We start from the raw sequence: 17266 nt of genomic DNA on the forward strand, positions 1-17266 counted from the left end.
TCTTTCCCGTGACAGCGCCTCAGTCGATCGGCATCGATGTCTCGGACAGCGCGCCTGACGTCTCGTCAGAGGGCAGCGGCAACCAGCTCGGCGAGCTGGACGGTGTTGAGCGCGGCGCCCTTGCGGAGGTTGTCGTTGGAGATGAACAGGGCGAGGCCGCGGTTGTCGGGCACGCCCTCGTCCTGGCGGATGCGGCCGACGTAGGAGGGGTCCTTGCCGGCGGCGTACAGAGGCGTGGGTACGTCGCGGAGCTCGACGCCCGGGGCGTTCGAGAGGATCTCGGTGGCGCGCTCGGGGGTCAGCGACGAGGAGAACTCGGCGTTGACCGCGAGCGAGTGGCCGGTGACGACCGGGACGCGGACGCAGATACCGGAGACCCGCAGGTCGGGCAGGGACAGGATCTTGCGGGACTCGTTGCGGAGCTTCTGCTCCTCATCGGTCTCGTTGAGGCCGTCCTCGACCAGCGAACCGGCGTAGGGAAGGACGTTGTAGGCGATCGTCTCGACGTACTTGTCCGGCTCCGGGAAGGTGATGGCGGAGCCGTCGTAGGCGAGCTCGCGGGCCTTGTCGCCGGCAGCCGCGACCTCGCTGACCAGCTCCTCGACGCCGGCGACGCCGGAGCCCGAGACGGCCTGGTAGGTCGATACGACGAGCCGCTCGAGACCGGCTTCGTCGTGGAGCGCCTTGAGGACCGGCATCGCGGCCATCGTGGTGCAGTTGGGGTTGGCGATGATGCCCTGGCGGGCCTCGATGACTCCGTCCATCGCCGAGGGGTTGACCTCGGAGACGACCAGCGGGATCGACGGGTCCTTGCGCCAGGCCGAGGAGTTGTCGATGACGATCACGCCGGCGTCAGCGAACTTCGGCGCCAGTGCCTTCGAGGTGGCGCCACCGGCGGAGAAGATCGCGATGTCGAGGCCCGAGGGGTCAGCGGTGGCGGCGTCCTCGACGACGACCGAGCGGCCACCGAACTCGATGGACTTGCCCGCCGAGCGCGCCGAGGCGAAGAAACGGACCTCGCCGAGCGGGAAGCCGCGCTCGAGCAGGATCTGGCGTACTGCGACGCCCACCTGTCCGGTCGCTCCCACGATTCCCAGGTTGATGCTCATCGGCCGGTCCCTCCGTAGACGATGGCCTCTACGTCGCTGTCGAGGCCGAATGCTTTGTGTGTGGCGCGCACGGCGCGGTCGAGGTCGTCGGCGCTGACGAGCACCGAGACGCGGATCTCCGAGGTCGAAACCATCCGGATCAGCACTCCCTCTGCGGCGAGCGCGGCGAAGAACTTCGCCGTGATCCCCGGATGCGTACGCATCCCGGCACCGACGATCGAGAGCTTGCCGATCTGCTCGTCGGCGACCGGGTCGGCGAAACCGACCTCGGCCTGGATGTCGCCGAGTGCCGCGCGGGCCCGCTTGACGTCGGTGCGCGGCAGCGTGAACGAGATGTCCGTACGCCGGGTCTTCTCCGCCGACACGTTCTGGACGATCATGTCGATGTTGATGCCGTTGTCGGCAAGGGTGTCAAAGATGCGGGCGGCCTCGCCGGGCTCGTCGGTGACGCCGGCAACGGTGATCTTGGCTTCGCCACGGTCGTGGGCTACGCCGACGATCTCCGGGGTGTCGCCATCGGCGTCGGCGCCGTAGGAGACCTTCTCGACCTCCACGTCGCTGAACCTCTCCGCGGCGGCCTCCACGGCGCGGTCGACCTCGTCGTCACCGACGACGACCGAGACCCGGACCTCCGAGGTGGAGATCATCTGGATGTTGACGCCGGCCTGCGCGATCGCGGAGAAGAAGTCGGCGATCTTCTTCGGCTGGGTGCGCAGCCCGGCACCGATCAGGGAGACCTTGCCCATCCGAGGCTCGGTGTTCACCCGCTCGAAGCCGACCTCGCCGCGCGCCTGCTCCAGCGCCTTCCCGGCGCGCTCGGCGTCGTCGCGGGGCAGTGTGAACGTGATGTCGGTGCGGTCGGCGCCGGCCGCCGACGAGTCCTGGACCACCATGTCGACGTTGATGCCCACCCCGGCGATGATCTCGAAGACCTTCGCCGCGGCGCCCACCTCGTCGGGTGCGTTGACGACGGTGATCTTGGCCTGGCTGCGGTCGTGGGCGATGGCGGCGACGATCGGCGCCTCCATCCCAGCGTCCCCGCTGAGCTGATGGTCGGCGTGTGGCGAGACCGCGTCGATGCTGCCCTTGACGACGGTGCCGTTGAGGGTGGAGAAGGACGAGCGTACGTGGATCGGGAGGCTGTGACGCCGGGCGAACTCCACCGAGCGCAGGTGGAGCACCTTCGCCCCGGAGGCCGCGAGCTCGAGCATCTCCTCGAAGGCGACCGAGCTCAGCTTGCGGGCGGTCGGGACGATCCGCGGGTCGGCGGTGAAGACGCCGTCGACGTCGGTGTAGATCTCGCACACGTCGGCGTCCAGCGCCACCGCCAGCGCGACCGCGGTGGTGTCGGTGCCGCCACGGCCCAGCGTGGTGATGTCCTTGGTGTCCCTGGAGACGCCCTGGAAGCCGGCCACGATCGCGATCGCACCGTCGCCGAGCGCTGCCTGGATCCGCTCCGGGGTGATGCTGAGGATCTTGGCGCGCCCATGCTGCGCGTCGGTGATCAGACCGGCCTGCGACCCGGTGAAGGACCGAGCCTCGTACGCCAGCCCGCGCTCGTTCGCGACGTCGTTGATCGCCATCGCGAGCAGCGCCATCGACTGCCGCTCGCCGGAGGTCAGCAGCATGTCGAACTCACGCGCGTGCGCGGTCGCGTCGGGCGAGACCTTGTTGGCCAGGTCGATCAGCTCGTCGGTGGTGTCGCCCATGGCAGAGACGGCCACGACAACATCGTGGCCCTGCTCTTTGGTCGCGACCACTCGCTGAGCGACGCGCTTGATGCCTGCAGCGTCCGCGACCGAGCTGCCACCGTACTTCTGAACGACGATTCCCACGGCGGGAGAGTCTACGTTGCCGATGCGGCCGTCTTCTCCAGCATCTCATCAGCGGCAGCCAGGTCCTCGTCCTCACCGGTGAACGGCTCGGAATCGAGGCGGTCGTGAGCGACCACGGTGAGCAGTGCGTTGAGCACGGCACCGGCCAGGTTGCCCCAGTTGTTGACGTAGCTGAACTGCCACCACCACAGCGCCTCGTCGACGTCGCCGAGACGGTAATGACGCAGGCCGTACTCCAGGTCGGTCACCAGGCTGGAGACGTCGTCGGAGATCTGGCTGTCGACCACGTCCGGGCTGTACGGATCGAAGACGAAGCTGTAGGTGTCGATGTCCCCGAACATCTCGGCAAGCCCCATCCGGAGCTCGTCGACGTCGGCTTCCATGCCCACGTCGGGCTGGAACTCCTCACGAGGCTCGAAGTCCTGCTGGGCGCCCAGTCGCGCGCCCGCCAGCAGGATCTGGCTCACCTCCAGCAGCAGCATCGGGACAGCGCTGCCACCATCGCCGTCCGCAGCGATCGCGCGCACAGAGAGCAGGAAGCTCTCCACCGAGTCGGCGATGCTGGTGGCGAAGTCCTTGCCGGTCAAGTCGTTCGTCATGACTGCCCCCTTCCCGAGGTCCCTTGAATCGTCAGGCTACCGCCGAAGTCGCGGCCTGACGAGGGTAAAGAGTCGGCTCTTAGGTACTACTCAGCCGCACGGCGTCCGGCGAAGGCTCGGCCGAGGGTGACCTCGTCGGCGTACTCCAGATCGCCACCGACCGGGAGGCCGCTGGCCAGACGGGTGACCTTCAGCCCGAGCGGGCTCAGCTGACGGGTCAGGTACGTCGCCGTCGCCTCGCCCTCGAGGTTGGGGTCCGTGGCGAGGATCACCTCGGTGATCCCTGGGTCGTTGAGCCGCTGGACGAGCTCACGGATGCGCAGCTGGTCGGGACCGATCCCATCGATCGGGCTGATCGCGCCGCCGAGCACGTGATAGCGGCCGCGGAACTCGCGGGTGCGCTCGATCGCGACGACGTCCTTGTACTCCTCGACCACGCACAGCACCGACTGCTCGCGACGCGGGTCGCGACAGATCCGGCAGGTCTCCTCCTCGGAGACGTTGAAGCAGACCGAGCAGAACTTCACCTTCGCCTTGACCTCGTTCAGGATCGAGGCCAGCCGATGTACGTCGGCGGGATCAGCCTGGAGCAGATGGAACGCGATCCGCTGAGCGCTCTTCGGGCCTACGCCCGGAAGCCGTCCCAGCTCGTCGATGAGGTCTTGGACCACACCCTCGTACAACTTGGTTATCGCCTGTCTCTAGCTGTGCTGGTTTCGACCGTGTCTGTTTCAGAAGCCGAGCTTGAACGGCGGCTCGCCGCCGCCGGGGGCACCACCGAGGCCGCCCGCGAGCGGGCCCATCGCGTCACCGGCGAGCTCGTCGGCCTTGCCCTTGGCTTCGCGGTAGGCGGCGACGATCACGGCGCCGAGGTCCTCGAGGTCGTCGGGGTTGCTGCCGTCGAACTCGCCCTGCTTGATCTCCACGCCGACCAGCTCGCCGGTGCCGGTGAGCTTGACGGTCACCGCACCGCCGGCGACGGTGCCGTCGACGATCGTCTCGGCGAGCTTCTCCTGGGCGTCGACGATCTGGCTCTGCAGCGCCTGGGCCTGCTGCATGATCGCGTTGAGGTCGAAGCCGCCCTCGCCGCCGAGGCCTTCGAGTGGGTTCGTCATCTGTGCCGTCCTAGTTGTGAGGAATCTCTTCGATCATCGTTGCACCCAACTCCTGAGCGAGCAGCGCCTCGGCGCCCATCGCGGCAGGCCCGTCGTAGGCCTGGTCGTCGGGGTTCACCGCGGCATCCGCCTCCGCCAGGCGGGCCACCGTGTCGTCGACCGGGGGCTCGTAGTCGGCCGCACGCGTCGGCCGGATGGCCTCCCGAGCAAGCGCGATCGCTCCCGGGTCGGCCGGCTGCGTCGCCGACGGCTCCGGCGGCGGTGGCTGGTCGGGGGGCGGCGGCTCGGCGGCCCAGTCGGGCGGAGGCGCCTGCTCGTTCCAGGATGCCTCCGGCGGCTGTTGCGGCTGGGTGGGCTCCTGGGGCTGGCTCGGCTGCGGCGGAGGCGCGGCCTGCCGCTGCGGGGCTCCTTGGCCGCCGCCCGCGACGATCGCCTCGATCTTCGGCTGGATGCCGATCACGTTGACCAGCGCCTGCCCGAGGATCGGCTCGTGTCCGCCGGTCGCGAACCGGTCACGGAGACCCGGCGAGGCGAACCCGAGGGTGAGCACGCCGTCGCGGAAGTCGACCACCTGAGCGTTCTGTCCCACGAGCGACCAGGTCGCCCGGCGCAGGCCCTTGGTCTGGGCGATCACGTCGTCCCACAGGCGGCGGACGTCCACGTTGCCCATCGCACCCGGCGACTGCGCCTGAGGCTGTGTCTGTGGTTGCGGCTGAGGCTGGCTCGGCGGCTCGGGAGCGGCCGGCGCCTGCTGGGGAGGCATCTCCGCAGCCGGAGCGGGCTCGCGGGCCGGCTCGGGGGTCGGGGCGTACGCCTGGACGGGCTCGGGCTGCGGCGCCGGCGGAGCGACGGTCTCGTGCCCCGGCGCACCGACCGACGGCTTGAGCACCGGCCGGTCCTGAGCGGGGGCGGCCGCCGCCGGAGCAGCGGACACCGTCGGCGTACCGCTGATCTCGATCCGCCTCTCCAGACGGTCCAGCCGGGCCGCGAGACCGTCGGCACCGTCGGCCGCGGGCAGCAGCACCCGGGCACAGATCAGCTCGAGCAGAAGTCGGGGGGCGGTGGCGCCGCGCATCTCGGTCAGACCGGTGGCGACCGCATCGGCGGCGCGCGAAAGATCGTGCGGTCCGAAGCGTCCGGCCTGGGCGACGAGCCGCTCACCGCCGTCGTCGGAGACGTCGATGAGCCCGGTCGCGGGCGCGTCCGGGACCGCCTTGACGATGACCAGGTCACGCAGCCGCCGCAGCAGGTCCTCGGTGAACCGCCTCGGGTCCTGGCCGGTCTCGATGATCTTGTCGATGACACCGAAGACCGCGGCGCCGTCATGGGCGGCGAAGGCGTCGACGACCTCGTCCAGCAGCGCGTCCGGGGTGTAGCCGAGCAGCCCGGCGGCCAGCTCGTACGTCACGCCCTCAGGCCCCGCCCCGCCGAGCAGCTGGTCCATGACCGAAAGAGTGTCGCGCATCGAGCCACCGCCGGCACGCACGACCAGCGGCAGCGCTGATGCGTCGACGGCGATCTTCTCCTCCTCGCACAGCCGCGCGACATATTCGCTGACCACCTTGGGCGGGTAGAGGCGGAACGGATAGTGGTGCGTACGCGACCGGATCGTCGCGAGCACCTTCTCCGGCTCGGTGGTCGCGAAGATGAAGCGAAGGTGCTCCGGCGGCTCTTCGACGAGCTTGAGCAGGGCGTTGAATCCCTGCGTCGAGACCATGTGCGCCTCGTCGATGATGTAGATCTTGTAGCGCGACCTCACCGGAGCGAAGAACGCCTTCTCCCGCAGATCACGGGCGTCGTCGACGCCACCGTGCGAGGCAGCGTCGATCTCGATCACGTCGATGCTTCCCGGGCCCCCGCGCGCCAGATCACGACAGGACTCGCACTCCCCGCACGGGTCCGCGATCGGCGCCCGCTCGCAGTTGATCGCGCGCGCCATGATCCGCGCGGCCGTCGTCTTCCCACACCCCCGGGGCCCCGAGAAGAGGTACGCATGGTTGACCCGGTCGGCCGCGAGCGCATTGCGCAACGGACCGGTCACATGCTCCTGTCCGATGAAATCGGCGAAGCTGTCCGGCCGGTAGCGGCGATAGAGAGCTAGCGGTGCGTCCACCCCATGAACCCTAACGATCGCCACCGACAGTCGGTAGCCGCCGGGCGGTTGGGCGTCGGACGAACCAAGCAAAGTGGCCGCTTTGGGCCCACTCACGGGCGACCCACAGCCCATATCGACCACTTCGCGTTCACCCCGAAGGAGCCAGCTCCGATCGTGACGCGTTCGTGATCGCTTCCAACGCAGGCGGCCGCAGACGGATCTACGTTTCGTCAGCCATCCCGAAGCAGAGAGGACGCTCAATGAGCAATCCGTACGACACGCCACCACCCTTTCCGAACCAACCTGTTCCCGACCCGAGCCGGATGCCAGGACCGCCGCACTCCAACCAGAGCCTGCCGGCCATCCCTCGGGGAATGGCCACCGCATCCATCTGGCTCGCCGTGGGCCTCACCGCCATGGTGGTCATCTCGGCCGCGATCTCGTATCCGGTCTCCGTGGCCGTCAACGACATGATGGCGGGCGAGCCTCCCTCAACCTTGGGGTGGGTCTGGGTCGGCGCATCCACCGTCATCGGCCTCGCCATGTTCGCGGTCCTGATCACGCTCTACATCGTTGGGTGCCTGTGGCTGCTGCGGAGCTATGATCTTGCGAAGGTCATGAACCCCGGGTTCCCGATGCGACGCAGCCGCCCATGGGTATGGCTCGGATGGTGGGTGCCGATCGTGTCGTTCTGGTTCCCGCTTCAGGTCGTCGGTGACGTGCGCCGCGCCACCGCGAAGGGCCAGACCCGCCCGGCACTGGGCGTCTGGTGGACAGCCTGGATCGTCGCGGTCCTGGCCATGAACTTGTCGGGGCAGCTCTTCAACAGCGAGGACGTCCTGTCGCGTGACGCGATCATCGTTGTCGCGATGTTCGACACGCTCTCCGCGATCGCCCTGGTGATCGCCTGCGTGTACTGGATCTCGATCATCCGCGAGATCACCCGGGACCAAGAGGCCGCCCGCCGCTGACTTGCGGAAAAGAAAAGGCCCCCCACGTACCCAACAGAGCTCGCTTATCCTTGCTGCCTTCCGGCCCTGGGGAGGTTCGACAAGATGTCGCCACATGGGGGGTTGCGGAAGAGTCTAGACGAGTCCGCTGGCCGATCCCAAAGCGCACCCGCTGGACCTCCGCCGATTTCCTCCATGATCCCGGAGCCGCGTAGGATCTCTCACGGATCTGTCGCCTAGTGGCCTATGGCGCACGGCTGGAATCCGTGTTGGGTTAACGCCCTCGGGGGTTCGAATCCCCCCAGATCCGCCAGCACAAACCGGCGCCTGACCTGCTTTCGAGCAGGTCAGGCGCCGTTCATTTATCCAGTGCGCGCCGGCCGCTGCGCGCGAAGCAGCGCGATCCCGAGGATCAGCCCTCCGGGCACGATCACGATCGGGGCCACCGGGTCCTCGAATCCGGTGGCGACCAGGCCCACCAGGCTGACCACGCCGAGCAGGAGGCTGATGACCGTGGTCGCACGCGCCGCTCGGCGAACGACGCCGTGCCCGCGTAGCGCCTCCGCGGCGAACACCATCGACCCGAGCGCGAGCAGCGACAAGGCAGATACGAGCGGGACCGTCAGCGCATCGAAGTCCCTCACGAGCGGCGGCAGATTCTCCGGGTCGGCGAACAGGCCCAACCCCAGAGCCACGTACGTCCACCACACGACCAGCGTGGCCAGTGCCGACCACCACGCGAGCTGGGCGAGCCGGCCGGGCGCCCCGGTGCGGATCCGGCCGGCGGCCAGAGCCAGGAACACCGGGGACACGAAGAGGAGCAGCCCCGTGATCAGTGCGTAGACCGGATGGTCATGGGTGATCTCGGCCTGCGTGGAGCTCGCCAGCGCATTGACCGCCACGCCTTCGCGTTCGGCTGCCGCCACGAGATCCCGTTCGAAGCCGGCTCCGATGCTGACGGCAACCACGACATACCCCGCCAGCACCGCGACCGCGCCGATGTACGCCCAGCCCGCCGATGCCGCCCACCGCGGCGCCCTCTCGCGATCGACGCGGCGTACAGGCTGGTCGCCGCGGGCGATCTTCTTGAGGTTCATCTCAGCCCACCGCGTGCTCGGCCCGGGCCACGGCGTTGCGTCGGGCCGCCTCGACCGGGTTGTCCACGACGAGAACGTCCTTCGGGTCCGGTTCGGTGTGGTGCTGCACGGTGTAGAACCGCACTTCGTGACCGTCGGGATCGTGCAGCAGCGGCAGGATCCAACCGAGGGTCGCAGGCTGCACGCCGGCGTGCCGCTCGCCGAGCTCGGTCAACCTGTCCGCGAGCGCCCGGAGGGTGCTCTCGTCGCTCACTCCGATCGAGAAGTAGTCGAAACCGGCGGCCGCACGGGCACGTTCGGGATCGAGCCGCAGGCCCAGGTTCGGGCCACCGTTGGGGTGCACCAGGCAGATGCCGTCGAGCTCGCCGTCCGTCTGGAACTCCACGACGAGCTTGTACCCGAGCCTTGATTCGTACCACCGCTGGGATCGCCGAAGGTCGGCGACCGGCAGCTTGAGGTGGTGGACGCCGGCGAGAGCCGGTGCTTCGTGGTCGCTCATGTCCACTCCTGACTTGCAGTATGACTGCAATCTCCTAATTACAGTTAGACTGCAACTCATGCTTTCAGAAGTCAATCCCCCCGCTAGGGGATCTCGTGCCGAGCGGACCGAGCAGGCGATCGTCGCCGCGGCCCACGAGCTCTTCGCCCAGCGCGGCTATCGCGGCACCGCGCTGACAGACGTCGCCAAAGCCGCGGGAGTCTCCGACCGAACCATCTACGTCCGCTTCGCCAGCAAGGCACACCTGCTCAAGCGGGTGGTCGACGTGGCCCTCGTCGGCGACGCCCTGCCGATCGCCTTGGCCGATCGAGACTGGATCGACACGGTGATGAACGCCCCGACGCTCGAGGAGCGACTGGCTGCGGACGCGGAAGGCACCGCGCTGATGATGGATCGCATCGCGCCCGTCCTCGCCGTGGCCATGCAGGCCGAGGCGGACGAGCCGTTGATCGCGGCGGCAGCCCAGGCGGCCCGCGAGTCGACGCTCGAGCAGGTGCGTGCGTTCTGGGAGAAGCTGCACCGCGACGGGCTGATGAGCCCCGATGCCGACCTCGAGTGGGTGATCGCGACCAGCGCCCTGCTCGCCAACGCCGAGACCTACGTCCACATGACCCGCACCCTGCGCTGGGCGCCCGCCGAGTACCAGGCGTGGCGGCACCGCACCTGGCGCCACCTCGCCATGGCCCCGTCCACCTGAGGCGCCTCAGTCCAGCACGGCGTACGCCTCGACCTCGACGAGCACGTCGGGCTCGAACAGGTAGTCCACGCCGATAGCGGAGAGCGGCGGTAGGGGCTGCGGGATGTCGAGCTCGTCGATGACGCTCTCGAGCCCGGCGACGAAGGCGTCGTACTTGTCCGGGGTCCAGCCGGTGACGAAGAACCGGAGGCGTACGACGTCGGCGAAGGTCGCGCCGGCGCCGGCCAGGCCGCGGGCCGTGTTGCGGAGGGCATGGGCGAGCTGGCCGGCGAGGTCGTCCGGGGCGACGCCACGACCGAGCTCGTCCCGGGCGATCTGTCCGGCGACGTGGACGTGGCGGGTGCCGGTGGCGACGGAGACGTGGTGATAGGGCACGGGCTGGAACATGCCTTCGGGGGTGAGCAGATCAACGGACACGATGAGATCCTTTCGTGGGTTAAGGTTTCTCATGTGTACTTGGTATCCAGAGGACACTTCAACGAGACTAGGTGTCATGTCGGATACCAGCCCGAGCCCGCTGCGCCTGACCCAGGAGCATCGCGAGCTCCTCGACCAACTCCTCGACAAGTGGTCGCTCCAGGTGCTCGACACGCTGTGCGAGCGGCCACGCCGCTTCAACGAGCTGCGTCAGGCGATACCGGCAGTGACCCAGAAGTCACTCACCACCGCGCTCCGTCGTCTGGAGCGCAACGGCATGGTCGAGCGCGTGGTGCTGAGCACCCGCCCGGTCGCGGTGGAATACCGCATCACCCCGCTGGGCAGCACCCTGCAGGACCTCATCGACCGGCTCTACCACTGGACGACCACGACGCTGCCGGAGGTCGAAGCAGCACGCGAGGCCTTCGACCGCTCGGACTGACGCGCTACATCGAGCTCTTGCGCCGCGAGAACAGCGGCCGCAGTACCAGCCCGAGACCGAGCGCACCGCCGCCGGCGATCCCCCACCAGATCGCGTTCTCACGAACCGCGGCAAGGGGATCCGCCTTCTCGCGCGCCATCGGGGCCTGCTCGATCTCCGGCGGAGCGGCGGCCTCCTTGACGGCCGGGCGGGTGAGTGCGGCGTAAGCGTTCACCACACCGGCACCCCAGTAGCGGCCGCCCTGGCCCTCACGGCCCGACGTGGTGCTGTAGAGGCGGTCGATGACCTGCTGAGCGCTCCAGCCGCTGTTGGTGGACCAGATGAGGGCGAGTACGCCCGCGACCTCTGCCGACGCGAACGACGTCGTGATCGAGTCGACCCAGCACGGCTGACCGAAGAGCGTCGTCGAGGCGGCACCGTACGTCGGAGCGACGACGTCGGTGTTGGAGTTGGGCAGCACCGTGAAATTCGGGTCGGAGGCCCAGGTGCCGGAGGCGCTGACCGTCACGACCGGGTCGTCGGCGTTCGGGAAGACCTTGGGCGCGATGTCCAGGGGATCGGTGTCGGTGGTGACACCGGACCAGTCCGCGGCCATCACCACGATGGCGCCCTTCTTGGTGAGCGTGTCGACGGCCGCGTCGAGGCCGGGAGCAGCCTGCGTCGCGGGTAGACCGATGTCGACGATCAGCCCCTTCGCGTTGCCCTTGGCCAGCGAGTTGAGCTCGGCGGTCATCTGCTTGGCGTCGACCGTGGACTTCTCCTGACCGACCTTGAGGACTGGGTGGTCGCTGAGCTTCGCCTTGGGCGCGATCTGGGAGATCAGGCCGGCCGCGACGGTGCCGTAGTAGGCCTTCGCGCTGCGGCTGTAACCGGAGTCGACCACCGCGACACGGATCCCCTGGCCCTGCTTGCTCACCTGCTGAGCCTCAGGGATCCGCATGATCGCGAACGGAGCGACACCGTCGGGAACCGGCGCCGTCTTGGTGTCCGCCTTCTGCGGGGAACCGCCGGTGTTGGTCGCATAGGCCGAGCAGTCGGCCCTCTCCTCCGCTGCGTACGCAGGTCCCGGACTGCCCAGCAGCGACAACCCACCGATGACGGCAGCGAGCGCGATGCAGCTACGCATCAGCTTCACTCGGTCGCCACGCACTTGCTCTCCTGGACCTCGTCAGAGTTGGGCGGGCACAGCGCCAGCTCGGTCGAGAGCGCAGCTCCGCCGGGGAGCAGCCGCAGCCAGGTGCCGGGCACGATCGGGCCCGAGTCGGTCTTCAGGCCGAGCCGCTCGACCGTGACCGGCCCGTCCAGCGTGTTGGCGGTGCCGCGGGCATCGATCAGATATGGCGTCGCGCTCTTCTTGTCGAGCTCCTCGCCGTTGGCGGCGTAGACGAAGGCTCCCTTGCCGGGATCGACCCGGGCCGAGGTGAAGTCGCCGGCGGCAGGAGGCTCCGAAGTCGGCCAGGCCGTCTCGCCCGGATCGATGCCGAGCCGCACGGTCGTCTCGTCCTCGGTCTCGAGCTCGGCACATACGCTGCCGGTGCCGGCCTCGAGGGACTCGTCGGGCCAGAAGGTCTCCAGGCGCTCGCCGTTGATGTTCGGCTGCGAGTCCAGCGACTGCTGGTTGCCCTTGCTGCCGAAGACGACGTCATAGACCTCGCTGGTGAATTCGTCCATCCGGATCCAGCCGGACTCCGTCATCAGGTAGTTGTTGGCCTGAAAGTTGGCCTTGGTGCCGATCGGGTAGTCCTCACCCTCGACCGTACCGCCGGCCTTGGTGAACGCGCCCCCGAAGGAATCACCCGACAGCGGCGCGCCGGCCGGGAAGAGGTTGACCCATGCCTGGGGCACTGTCGGCGTCGAGACAGGGTCGCTGAAGATACGGTCCGCATAGGTCTCCGCGTCACCCTCGACCTTGTAGCTGTAAGCCTGGGCGTACCCCTCGCTCTCGTGCTCGGCGATGAGGTAGGTGCCGTCCTCGGTCTGCACCATGAAACCGGTGTCCGTGGCCGGCTGCACGTCGGGTTTCGCAGAGATGTTCAGGTGCGTACCTGCACCGTTGGCGGTGCATGCCGTCCAGCCGGTGTTGATGAAGTCGGACTTCAGCGGCAGCTCCTCAGGGACGTCGGGTCCGCCGAGGCCGATCGTGCCCTTGGGGAACTCCTTGTCGATCTCCTCCTGGTCGATGACCTTGGACTTCTTCTCCAGGTCGAGCCCGAGGATGAGCTGGGCGCTGGCCAGGTTGACGACCGGGTACAGCGCCCTGTCGTTCTCGGGGCCGGTGACGACGTACCGCGCCCCGCCCTTGGTCACGATCAGGCCGGGCTGGTCTGCCCAGCCCGTCGCGGGCCGGGGAGCGAGGAAGTGGGCGACAGCACCGCCGGCGATGAGCAGCACCGCGAGTACGACGCCACCGAAGACCGAGCGGCCCGGTCGGGCCGGCTCCACCTCACGCCCGCCCGGAGCGCCGGAGAGGAACGCGGAGACGAGCCGGCGGCGGCTGAAGGCATGGGCCTCTACGAGGTCCTTCTTGCTGGCCATCAGAAACCAGCCACCGCGGCGCCGAAGAGGCCCGAGGCGAGCACCATCAGCGGCAGCATCGCGAGCAGGCAGGCGGTCTCGGCGACATCGGCCAGCCGACCACGACGGATCGACCCGACGTCGGGGACGAGGGTCAGGACCAGGAGTACGCCACCCGCAGCCGCCAGCACGACGGCGGTCGTCGGCCGCCACGACTCGTGGTAGACGAGCAGCGCGGCACCGATCGCGAGCAGGCCGGCGATCCCGGAGACCAGACCGACGAGCACCTCCGAGCCCGTCCGGTACTGCCGGGTGCGCAGCATCAGCACGACGCACGCGGCGAGAGCAAGCAGCGTGCCGAAGAGCCCGAGCCGCACCACGAACGGCGAGGTCAGCACGACCAGGACGCCGACCGAGAGGGCGATCGCGACCAGGATCTCGTGGGCGACCTTCGCGTCGACCCTGACCTGGTCGGCCCGGATCTCGTCCGGGTCGAGGTTGATGTCCTCGTCGGAGTAGAGCTGAGGGACGTCGGTCTTGGTCGTGCTCAGCGCGAGCCACGGGAAGAAGCTGCCGGCCAGCACCACGACGACCAGCACGATCCCGAGCACCACACCGGCCTTCCAGCCGGTCATGCTCAGCAGCATGCCGGCGACCAGGAAGACACCACCGACGAGCGCGCCCGGCATCGCCAGCATCCGGGCCTCGCCGAGGCCGAGGAAGCCGATCGCGGCGGCGAGCATCGCGCCCGCGCCGGCGAAGGCCAGCGGCATCCCGACGCCGCCCTCGGGGCCGAGGGAGGCCGAGCCGATCAGGAAGCCGGCGACCGCGCCGTAGACCTCACCGATCCACACCGCGGCGATCGCGGCGTCGTTCTCGGCCTCGAGCCGGGAGAGCACGATGGCGCCTCCGGCGAGGACGATGCCGATCACCCCGGCAGCGACGCCGGCGAGCATCGACGGAGCCTGCGTCCACAGCGCACCGGCACCGAGGAGGAGCAGCAGCGCGGCGGCCAGCAGTGACGTACGTCGTCCTGCTTCCGGCTTCCAGGGGGCCATCTCGCTCTCGACGACGTCGGTCATCGCCTCGACCACGTCGTCATAGACCCGCGGCGGCTTGTCGTCGATTCCGGCGCTCACGGTGAGCACGCCACCGTCTTCGACGCCCTGCGGGATCAGACCGAGGTCGCCGGCGAGCTTGCGGCCGTCGGCGAGCACGACGCGGTAGCCGGCGTACGCCGTCTGCGGGTCGAGCAACCCGACGCTTCGCGCAAGCTCCGGCACGAGCTCCGCCACCGGCACCGAGCCCGGCAGCACCAGATCCATCCGACGTGTGCCGGAGGCGACTGTGACCCGGACCAGCCCAGTGGGCGCCACCTGCGCCTGCGTCATTTCACGAACTCCTCGCGTCGTGCCTGTGCCCGGGACGAACCGACCGAATGTCCCGAGAGTTAGACCTACCTCGCGCCCGCTGAGTCAGACAGCGAACATCAGCGCTGACTTTGCCATAAAACCAGCGACGAGGGGACCGGTGCCCCGCACCGGTCCCCTCGTGTTGCCTGTGTGCTGAAGAACTCAGCCGCCGAAGCCGCCGGCACCGCGACGGTCCGCGTCGTGCATGCTGGCGTTGGCCTCGTTGACGAACTTGCTGCCGCGGTCCAGAGCCATGCCGAGCTCGCGGATGCTCTGGTTCCACTTGGCCTGCGCCCGGTTGTAGGCGTCAGCCGCCTCACCGGTGAAGTTCTCCTGGAGGCCGAGGATGTGACGCTCGAGCTCGTCGAGCTCGCGGTCCATGTCCGCAACGCCCTTGAGCAGGACGTCGGTGATGGAGCCCATCTTCCCGTGGTTTACGACAATCTCTTCACCCATGTCAGTTCCTTCCAGTCCTGTGCTTGAAATGCGGCCTGACCGGGTGGTCAGCCACCCATCTTGTAGGAGATGCTGTCCATGCTGGAGGTGACGGAGCTGGACTGCCCGGCAACATCCTCGTCGGCCTGGCTACCGACCTTGCGGGCGTTCTCGAGACCCGCGGTGAGCTCGTCGAGCGCGTTGGTGATCTCGCGCGACTTCTCGTTGTAGGTGTTCATCAGCTGCTGGAACGAGGTGCCGCCGGAACCCTTCCAGCCCGATGCGCCCTCCGCCTGGGCCTCCGAGACGGTGCGGCTGTTGACGCTCTGCAGCTTGGCCTTGGTCTCGTTGATGAAGTTGACGGCGGTGTTGATCGCCTGGCCTTGCTTGATCTCACTGCTCATGGTGCTGTCCTTCCACCGGCGGAACCGGTTTTCCTAGGTTTGATACCTGTTGGAGCCCGGCTCCCGATGGGCTCCCCCGAGGTCCGGACAATGTGTTCTTACCCCGTCTCCGGAGTTCTAAACACAAATCTCTGAACTTTTTCAGCCCTGCTGCCTAGCCATTGAAACCCGATTCCCACAGGTGTCGGAAGAACCCTGAGGAAACCACGAACGACGCGATGACGGCGGCGCCGCACAGCGACTCCGCCCAGTCGGCCCGAGACGCCCACTTCGCCGAGCGCCAGCCCCGGCCGGTCGCGATCGCCGCGATGATGACGGCGAACCCGATCACCACGACTCCCAGACCGAACCAGGAGACCAGCTCCGGGTCGGCCCAGCCTACGAAGGCACGGACCCCGACCGCCAGCGCAATAACCCCGGCGACCCGGAGTACGCCACGCGGCAGCCAGTAGCGATAGCTGCGCGCCGAGAGCAGGATGACGAAGGCACCGGCCAACAGGATCAGCCAGACACCGATCCGGTCCACGTCGTCCGTCGCCGTCGCCACCAGTGCCGGCCCGCTCACCGCGACCACGGCCAGAACCGCCCAAGAGGCCGCCGCCAAGGTGCGGGCGCCACGCCCTGCCACCTGGGTGACCTCGTCGATCGGGACCGTCGCCTTGCCCGAGGTGGTCTTGGCTCGTGCCGACCAGGCGGTCACCGACAGCTTGGAGACGTCGAGGAGATAGGAGTCCGGGACGTCGACGGCGTACGACGGGACGATCCGCGCCGCCAGCGCGGCAGCCGCGAACAGGATCGACCACGGCACCTGCGGCGAGGTGCCGAGCAGGGCGCACAGCGCGGTCACCACGAAGACGACGACGCCGGTCGTCGTCCAGATCTTCAGGGCCTCGTCGACGGTGTCGACGAGCGACCGCGAGATCGTCGCGACGACCGCGGCGCTCAACCCGGCCACGCCGACCGCCATCGGCAGCGTCTCGGGCACCGGGTCGACGGTGATGACGAAGGCGGCGCCGGCGGCGAAGGCCGGAGCGGCGATCGCTCGGCGCGCTGCGTACGGCCCCGCGGGGATGATGCCGATCAACGCGCCCAGCGCGAGCAGACCGGCGATGGCCAGTCGCTGCCAGCCGTCGGCCTGGGCGCCGAACCCGGCCGCGGCGACCGCCAGGAGAGTGGCCAGACCGACCCAGTAGAACGAGAAGCTGCCTGCTCGGACCGGGTCGGCCGTCTCGACGACCTCGCGCCGCGCGTAGGCCTGAGTGGGCGGCGAGTCTGCGGCGAGCAGGGCGCCCGAGGTGATGCCACGTGAGGCGAGCGACGCGTCCGGCTGGATCACCTCGCCACGGCGGTCACGCAGCACCGGGGCCGCGGGCAGGCCGACGGCAGTCGCGTACTCCCGCGCCAGGTCCGAGGCGTGCGCATCGGACGGAACGACGATGTCGACCACTCCGGCGGTGCCGTGGACCGTGACCGCCAGGCCGCCTGCTGCGAGCGCCGGCTCAACGGCATCGGCCGTCTGCGTGGACATGACACCTCCCGGATGCGTGATGACCCTGTGACAGAGTTCCACATCGGAAGCTCCACCGCCCGTTTTACCCGACCGGCACGGTTAAGGGTAGTAGCCGGGTGGCGGGCACTCTAAGATC

General features: G+C 68.7%; 18 protein-coding genes, 1 tRNA gene and 1 other RNA gene. 4 read left to right on the plus strand and 16 right to left on the minus strand.

Annotated features, from left to right (window positions below):
- Positions 1–65 precede the first annotated feature (65 nt).
- From ABZU72_RS19760 to ABZU72_RS19785, 6 genes are all read right to left on the minus strand, one after another.
- Positions 66–1109, minus strand: a complete 1044-nt coding sequence (locus tag ABZU72_RS19760) for an aspartate-semialdehyde dehydrogenase (RefSeq protein ID WP_355020531.1) — start codon at positions 1107–1109, stop codon at positions 66–68.
- Positions 1106–2944 carry an aspartate kinase gene (locus ABZU72_RS19765; RefSeq protein WP_355020532.1) on the minus strand — a complete coding sequence of 613 codons (1839 nt, stop codon included), beginning with the start codon at positions 2942–2944 and terminating at the stop codon, positions 1106–1108. The genes ABZU72_RS19760 and ABZU72_RS19765 overlap by 4 nt, the downstream gene beginning before the upstream one ends.
- 11 nt (positions 2945–2955) lie before the next feature.
- Positions 2956–3543: a DUF5063 domain-containing protein gene (locus ABZU72_RS19770; protein ID WP_355020533.1), complete on the minus strand. Its 588-nt coding sequence runs from the start codon at positions 3541–3543 to the stop codon at positions 2956–2958.
- An 86-nt stretch (positions 3544–3629) separates the two neighbouring features.
- On the minus strand, positions 3630–4226 hold the full coding sequence (gene recR / locus ABZU72_RS19775) for a recombination mediator RecR (protein ID WP_008356228.1): 597 nt from the start codon (positions 4224–4226) through the stop codon (positions 3630–3632).
- 48 nt (positions 4227–4274) lie between these two features.
- Complete coding sequence (locus ABZU72_RS19780) at positions 4275–4658, minus strand: YbaB/EbfC family nucleoid-associated protein (protein WP_355020534.1); 384 nt, start codon at positions 4656–4658, stop codon at positions 4275–4277.
- Between the two features lie 10 nt (positions 4659–4668).
- Positions 4669–6771 (minus strand): DNA polymerase III subunit gamma and tau, encoded by a 2103-nt coding sequence (locus ABZU72_RS19785; protein WP_355020535.1) that lies wholly within the window; start codon positions 6769–6771, stop codon positions 4669–4671.
- Positions 6772–7127: 356 nt separating this feature from the next.
- On the opposite strand from ABZU72_RS19785, the gene ABZU72_RS19790 reads away from it, so the two are divergent.
- Positions 7128–7724 (plus strand): DUF4328 domain-containing protein, encoded by a 597-nt coding sequence (locus tag ABZU72_RS19790; RefSeq protein ID WP_355020536.1) that lies wholly within the window; start codon positions 7128–7130, stop codon positions 7722–7724.
- A 13-nt stretch (positions 7725–7737) separates the two neighbouring features.
- Here ABZU72_RS19790 and ffs read toward each other — a convergent pair.
- An RNA gene (gene ffs / locus ABZU72_RS19795) (signal recognition particle sRNA small type) lies at positions 7738–7828 on the minus strand.
- Between the two features lie 100 nt (positions 7829–7928).
- On the opposite strand from ffs, the gene ABZU72_RS19800 reads away from it, so the two are divergent.
- Positions 7929–8016 (plus strand) — tRNA-Ser (locus tag ABZU72_RS19800).
- Between the two features lie 49 nt (positions 8017–8065).
- Here ABZU72_RS19800 and ABZU72_RS19805 read toward each other — a convergent pair.
- Together ABZU72_RS19805 and ABZU72_RS19810 are read right to left on the minus strand one after the other, a co-directional pair.
- Positions 8066–8800, minus strand: a complete 735-nt coding sequence (locus tag ABZU72_RS19805) for a hypothetical protein (RefSeq protein WP_355020537.1) — start codon at positions 8798–8800, stop codon at positions 8066–8068.
- A 1-nt stretch (position 8801) separates the two neighbouring features.
- Positions 8802–9299 carry a VOC family protein gene (locus tag ABZU72_RS19810; RefSeq protein WP_355020538.1) on the minus strand — a complete coding sequence of 166 codons (498 nt, stop codon included), beginning with the start codon at positions 9297–9299 and terminating at the stop codon, positions 8802–8804.
- Positions 9300–9357: 58 nt separating this feature from the next.
- Here ABZU72_RS19810 and ABZU72_RS19815 point away from each other — a divergent pair, with 58 nt between their 5' ends.
- Entirely contained in the window at positions 9358–9996 is a 639-nt protein-coding gene (locus ABZU72_RS19815; RefSeq protein ID WP_355020539.1) for a helix-turn-helix domain-containing protein, read from the plus strand.
- 6 nt (positions 9997–10002) lie between these two features.
- Here the strand turns inward: ABZU72_RS19815 and ABZU72_RS19820 are convergent, their stop codons facing one another.
- Positions 10003–10413, minus strand: coding sequence for a RidA family protein (locus tag ABZU72_RS19820; RefSeq protein WP_355020540.1), 411 nt, complete (start codon positions 10411–10413; stop codon positions 10003–10005).
- A gap of 76 nt (positions 10414–10489) precedes the next feature.
- Here ABZU72_RS19820 and ABZU72_RS19825 point away from each other — a divergent pair, with 76 nt between their 5' ends.
- Positions 10490–10855, plus strand: coding sequence for a helix-turn-helix domain-containing protein (locus ABZU72_RS19825; protein WP_355020541.1), 366 nt, complete (start codon positions 10490–10492; stop codon positions 10853–10855).
- A gap of 4 nt (positions 10856–10859) precedes the next feature.
- Here ABZU72_RS19825 and ABZU72_RS19830 read toward each other — a convergent pair whose 3' ends face one another.
- From ABZU72_RS19830 to ABZU72_RS19855, 6 genes are all read right to left on the minus strand, one after another.
- The gene (locus ABZU72_RS19830) at positions 10860–12005 is read right to left on the minus strand and encodes a S8/S53 family peptidase (RefSeq protein WP_355020542.1); all 1146 of its coding nucleotides are present in this window, start codon (positions 12003–12005) and stop codon (positions 10860–10862) included.
- A complete protein-coding gene (locus tag ABZU72_RS19835) occupies positions 11987–13390 on the minus strand; it encodes a type VII secretion protein EccB (protein ID WP_355020543.1) in 1404 nt (467 codons plus the stop codon). The genes ABZU72_RS19830 and ABZU72_RS19835 overlap by 19 nt, the downstream gene beginning before the upstream one ends.
- Complete coding sequence (gene eccD, locus ABZU72_RS19840) at positions 13390–14760, minus strand: type VII secretion integral membrane protein EccD (protein ID WP_355020544.1); 1371 nt, start codon at positions 14758–14760, stop codon at positions 13390–13392. The genes ABZU72_RS19835 and eccD overlap by 1 nt, the downstream gene beginning before the upstream one ends.
- A gap of 183 nt (positions 14761–14943) precedes the next feature.
- Positions 14944–15237, minus strand: a complete 294-nt coding sequence (locus ABZU72_RS19845; RefSeq protein WP_355020545.1) for a WXG100 family type VII secretion target — start codon at positions 15235–15237, stop codon at positions 14944–14946.
- Positions 15238–15284: 47 nt separating this feature from the next.
- Positions 15285–15620 (minus strand): WXG100 family type VII secretion target, encoded by a 336-nt coding sequence (locus ABZU72_RS19850; protein WP_355020546.1) that lies wholly within the window; start codon positions 15618–15620, stop codon positions 15285–15287.
- Between the two features lie 154 nt (positions 15621–15774).
- A complete protein-coding gene (locus tag ABZU72_RS19855; protein WP_355020547.1) occupies positions 15775–17148 on the minus strand; it encodes a hypothetical protein in 1374 nt (457 codons plus the stop codon).
- Between the last annotated feature and the right edge of the window lie 118 nt (positions 17149–17266).

The organism is Nocardioides sp. NPDC004968 (assembly GCF_040608935.1).
GTDB lineage: Bacteria > Actinomycetota > Actinomycetes > Propionibacteriales > Nocardioidaceae > Nocardioides.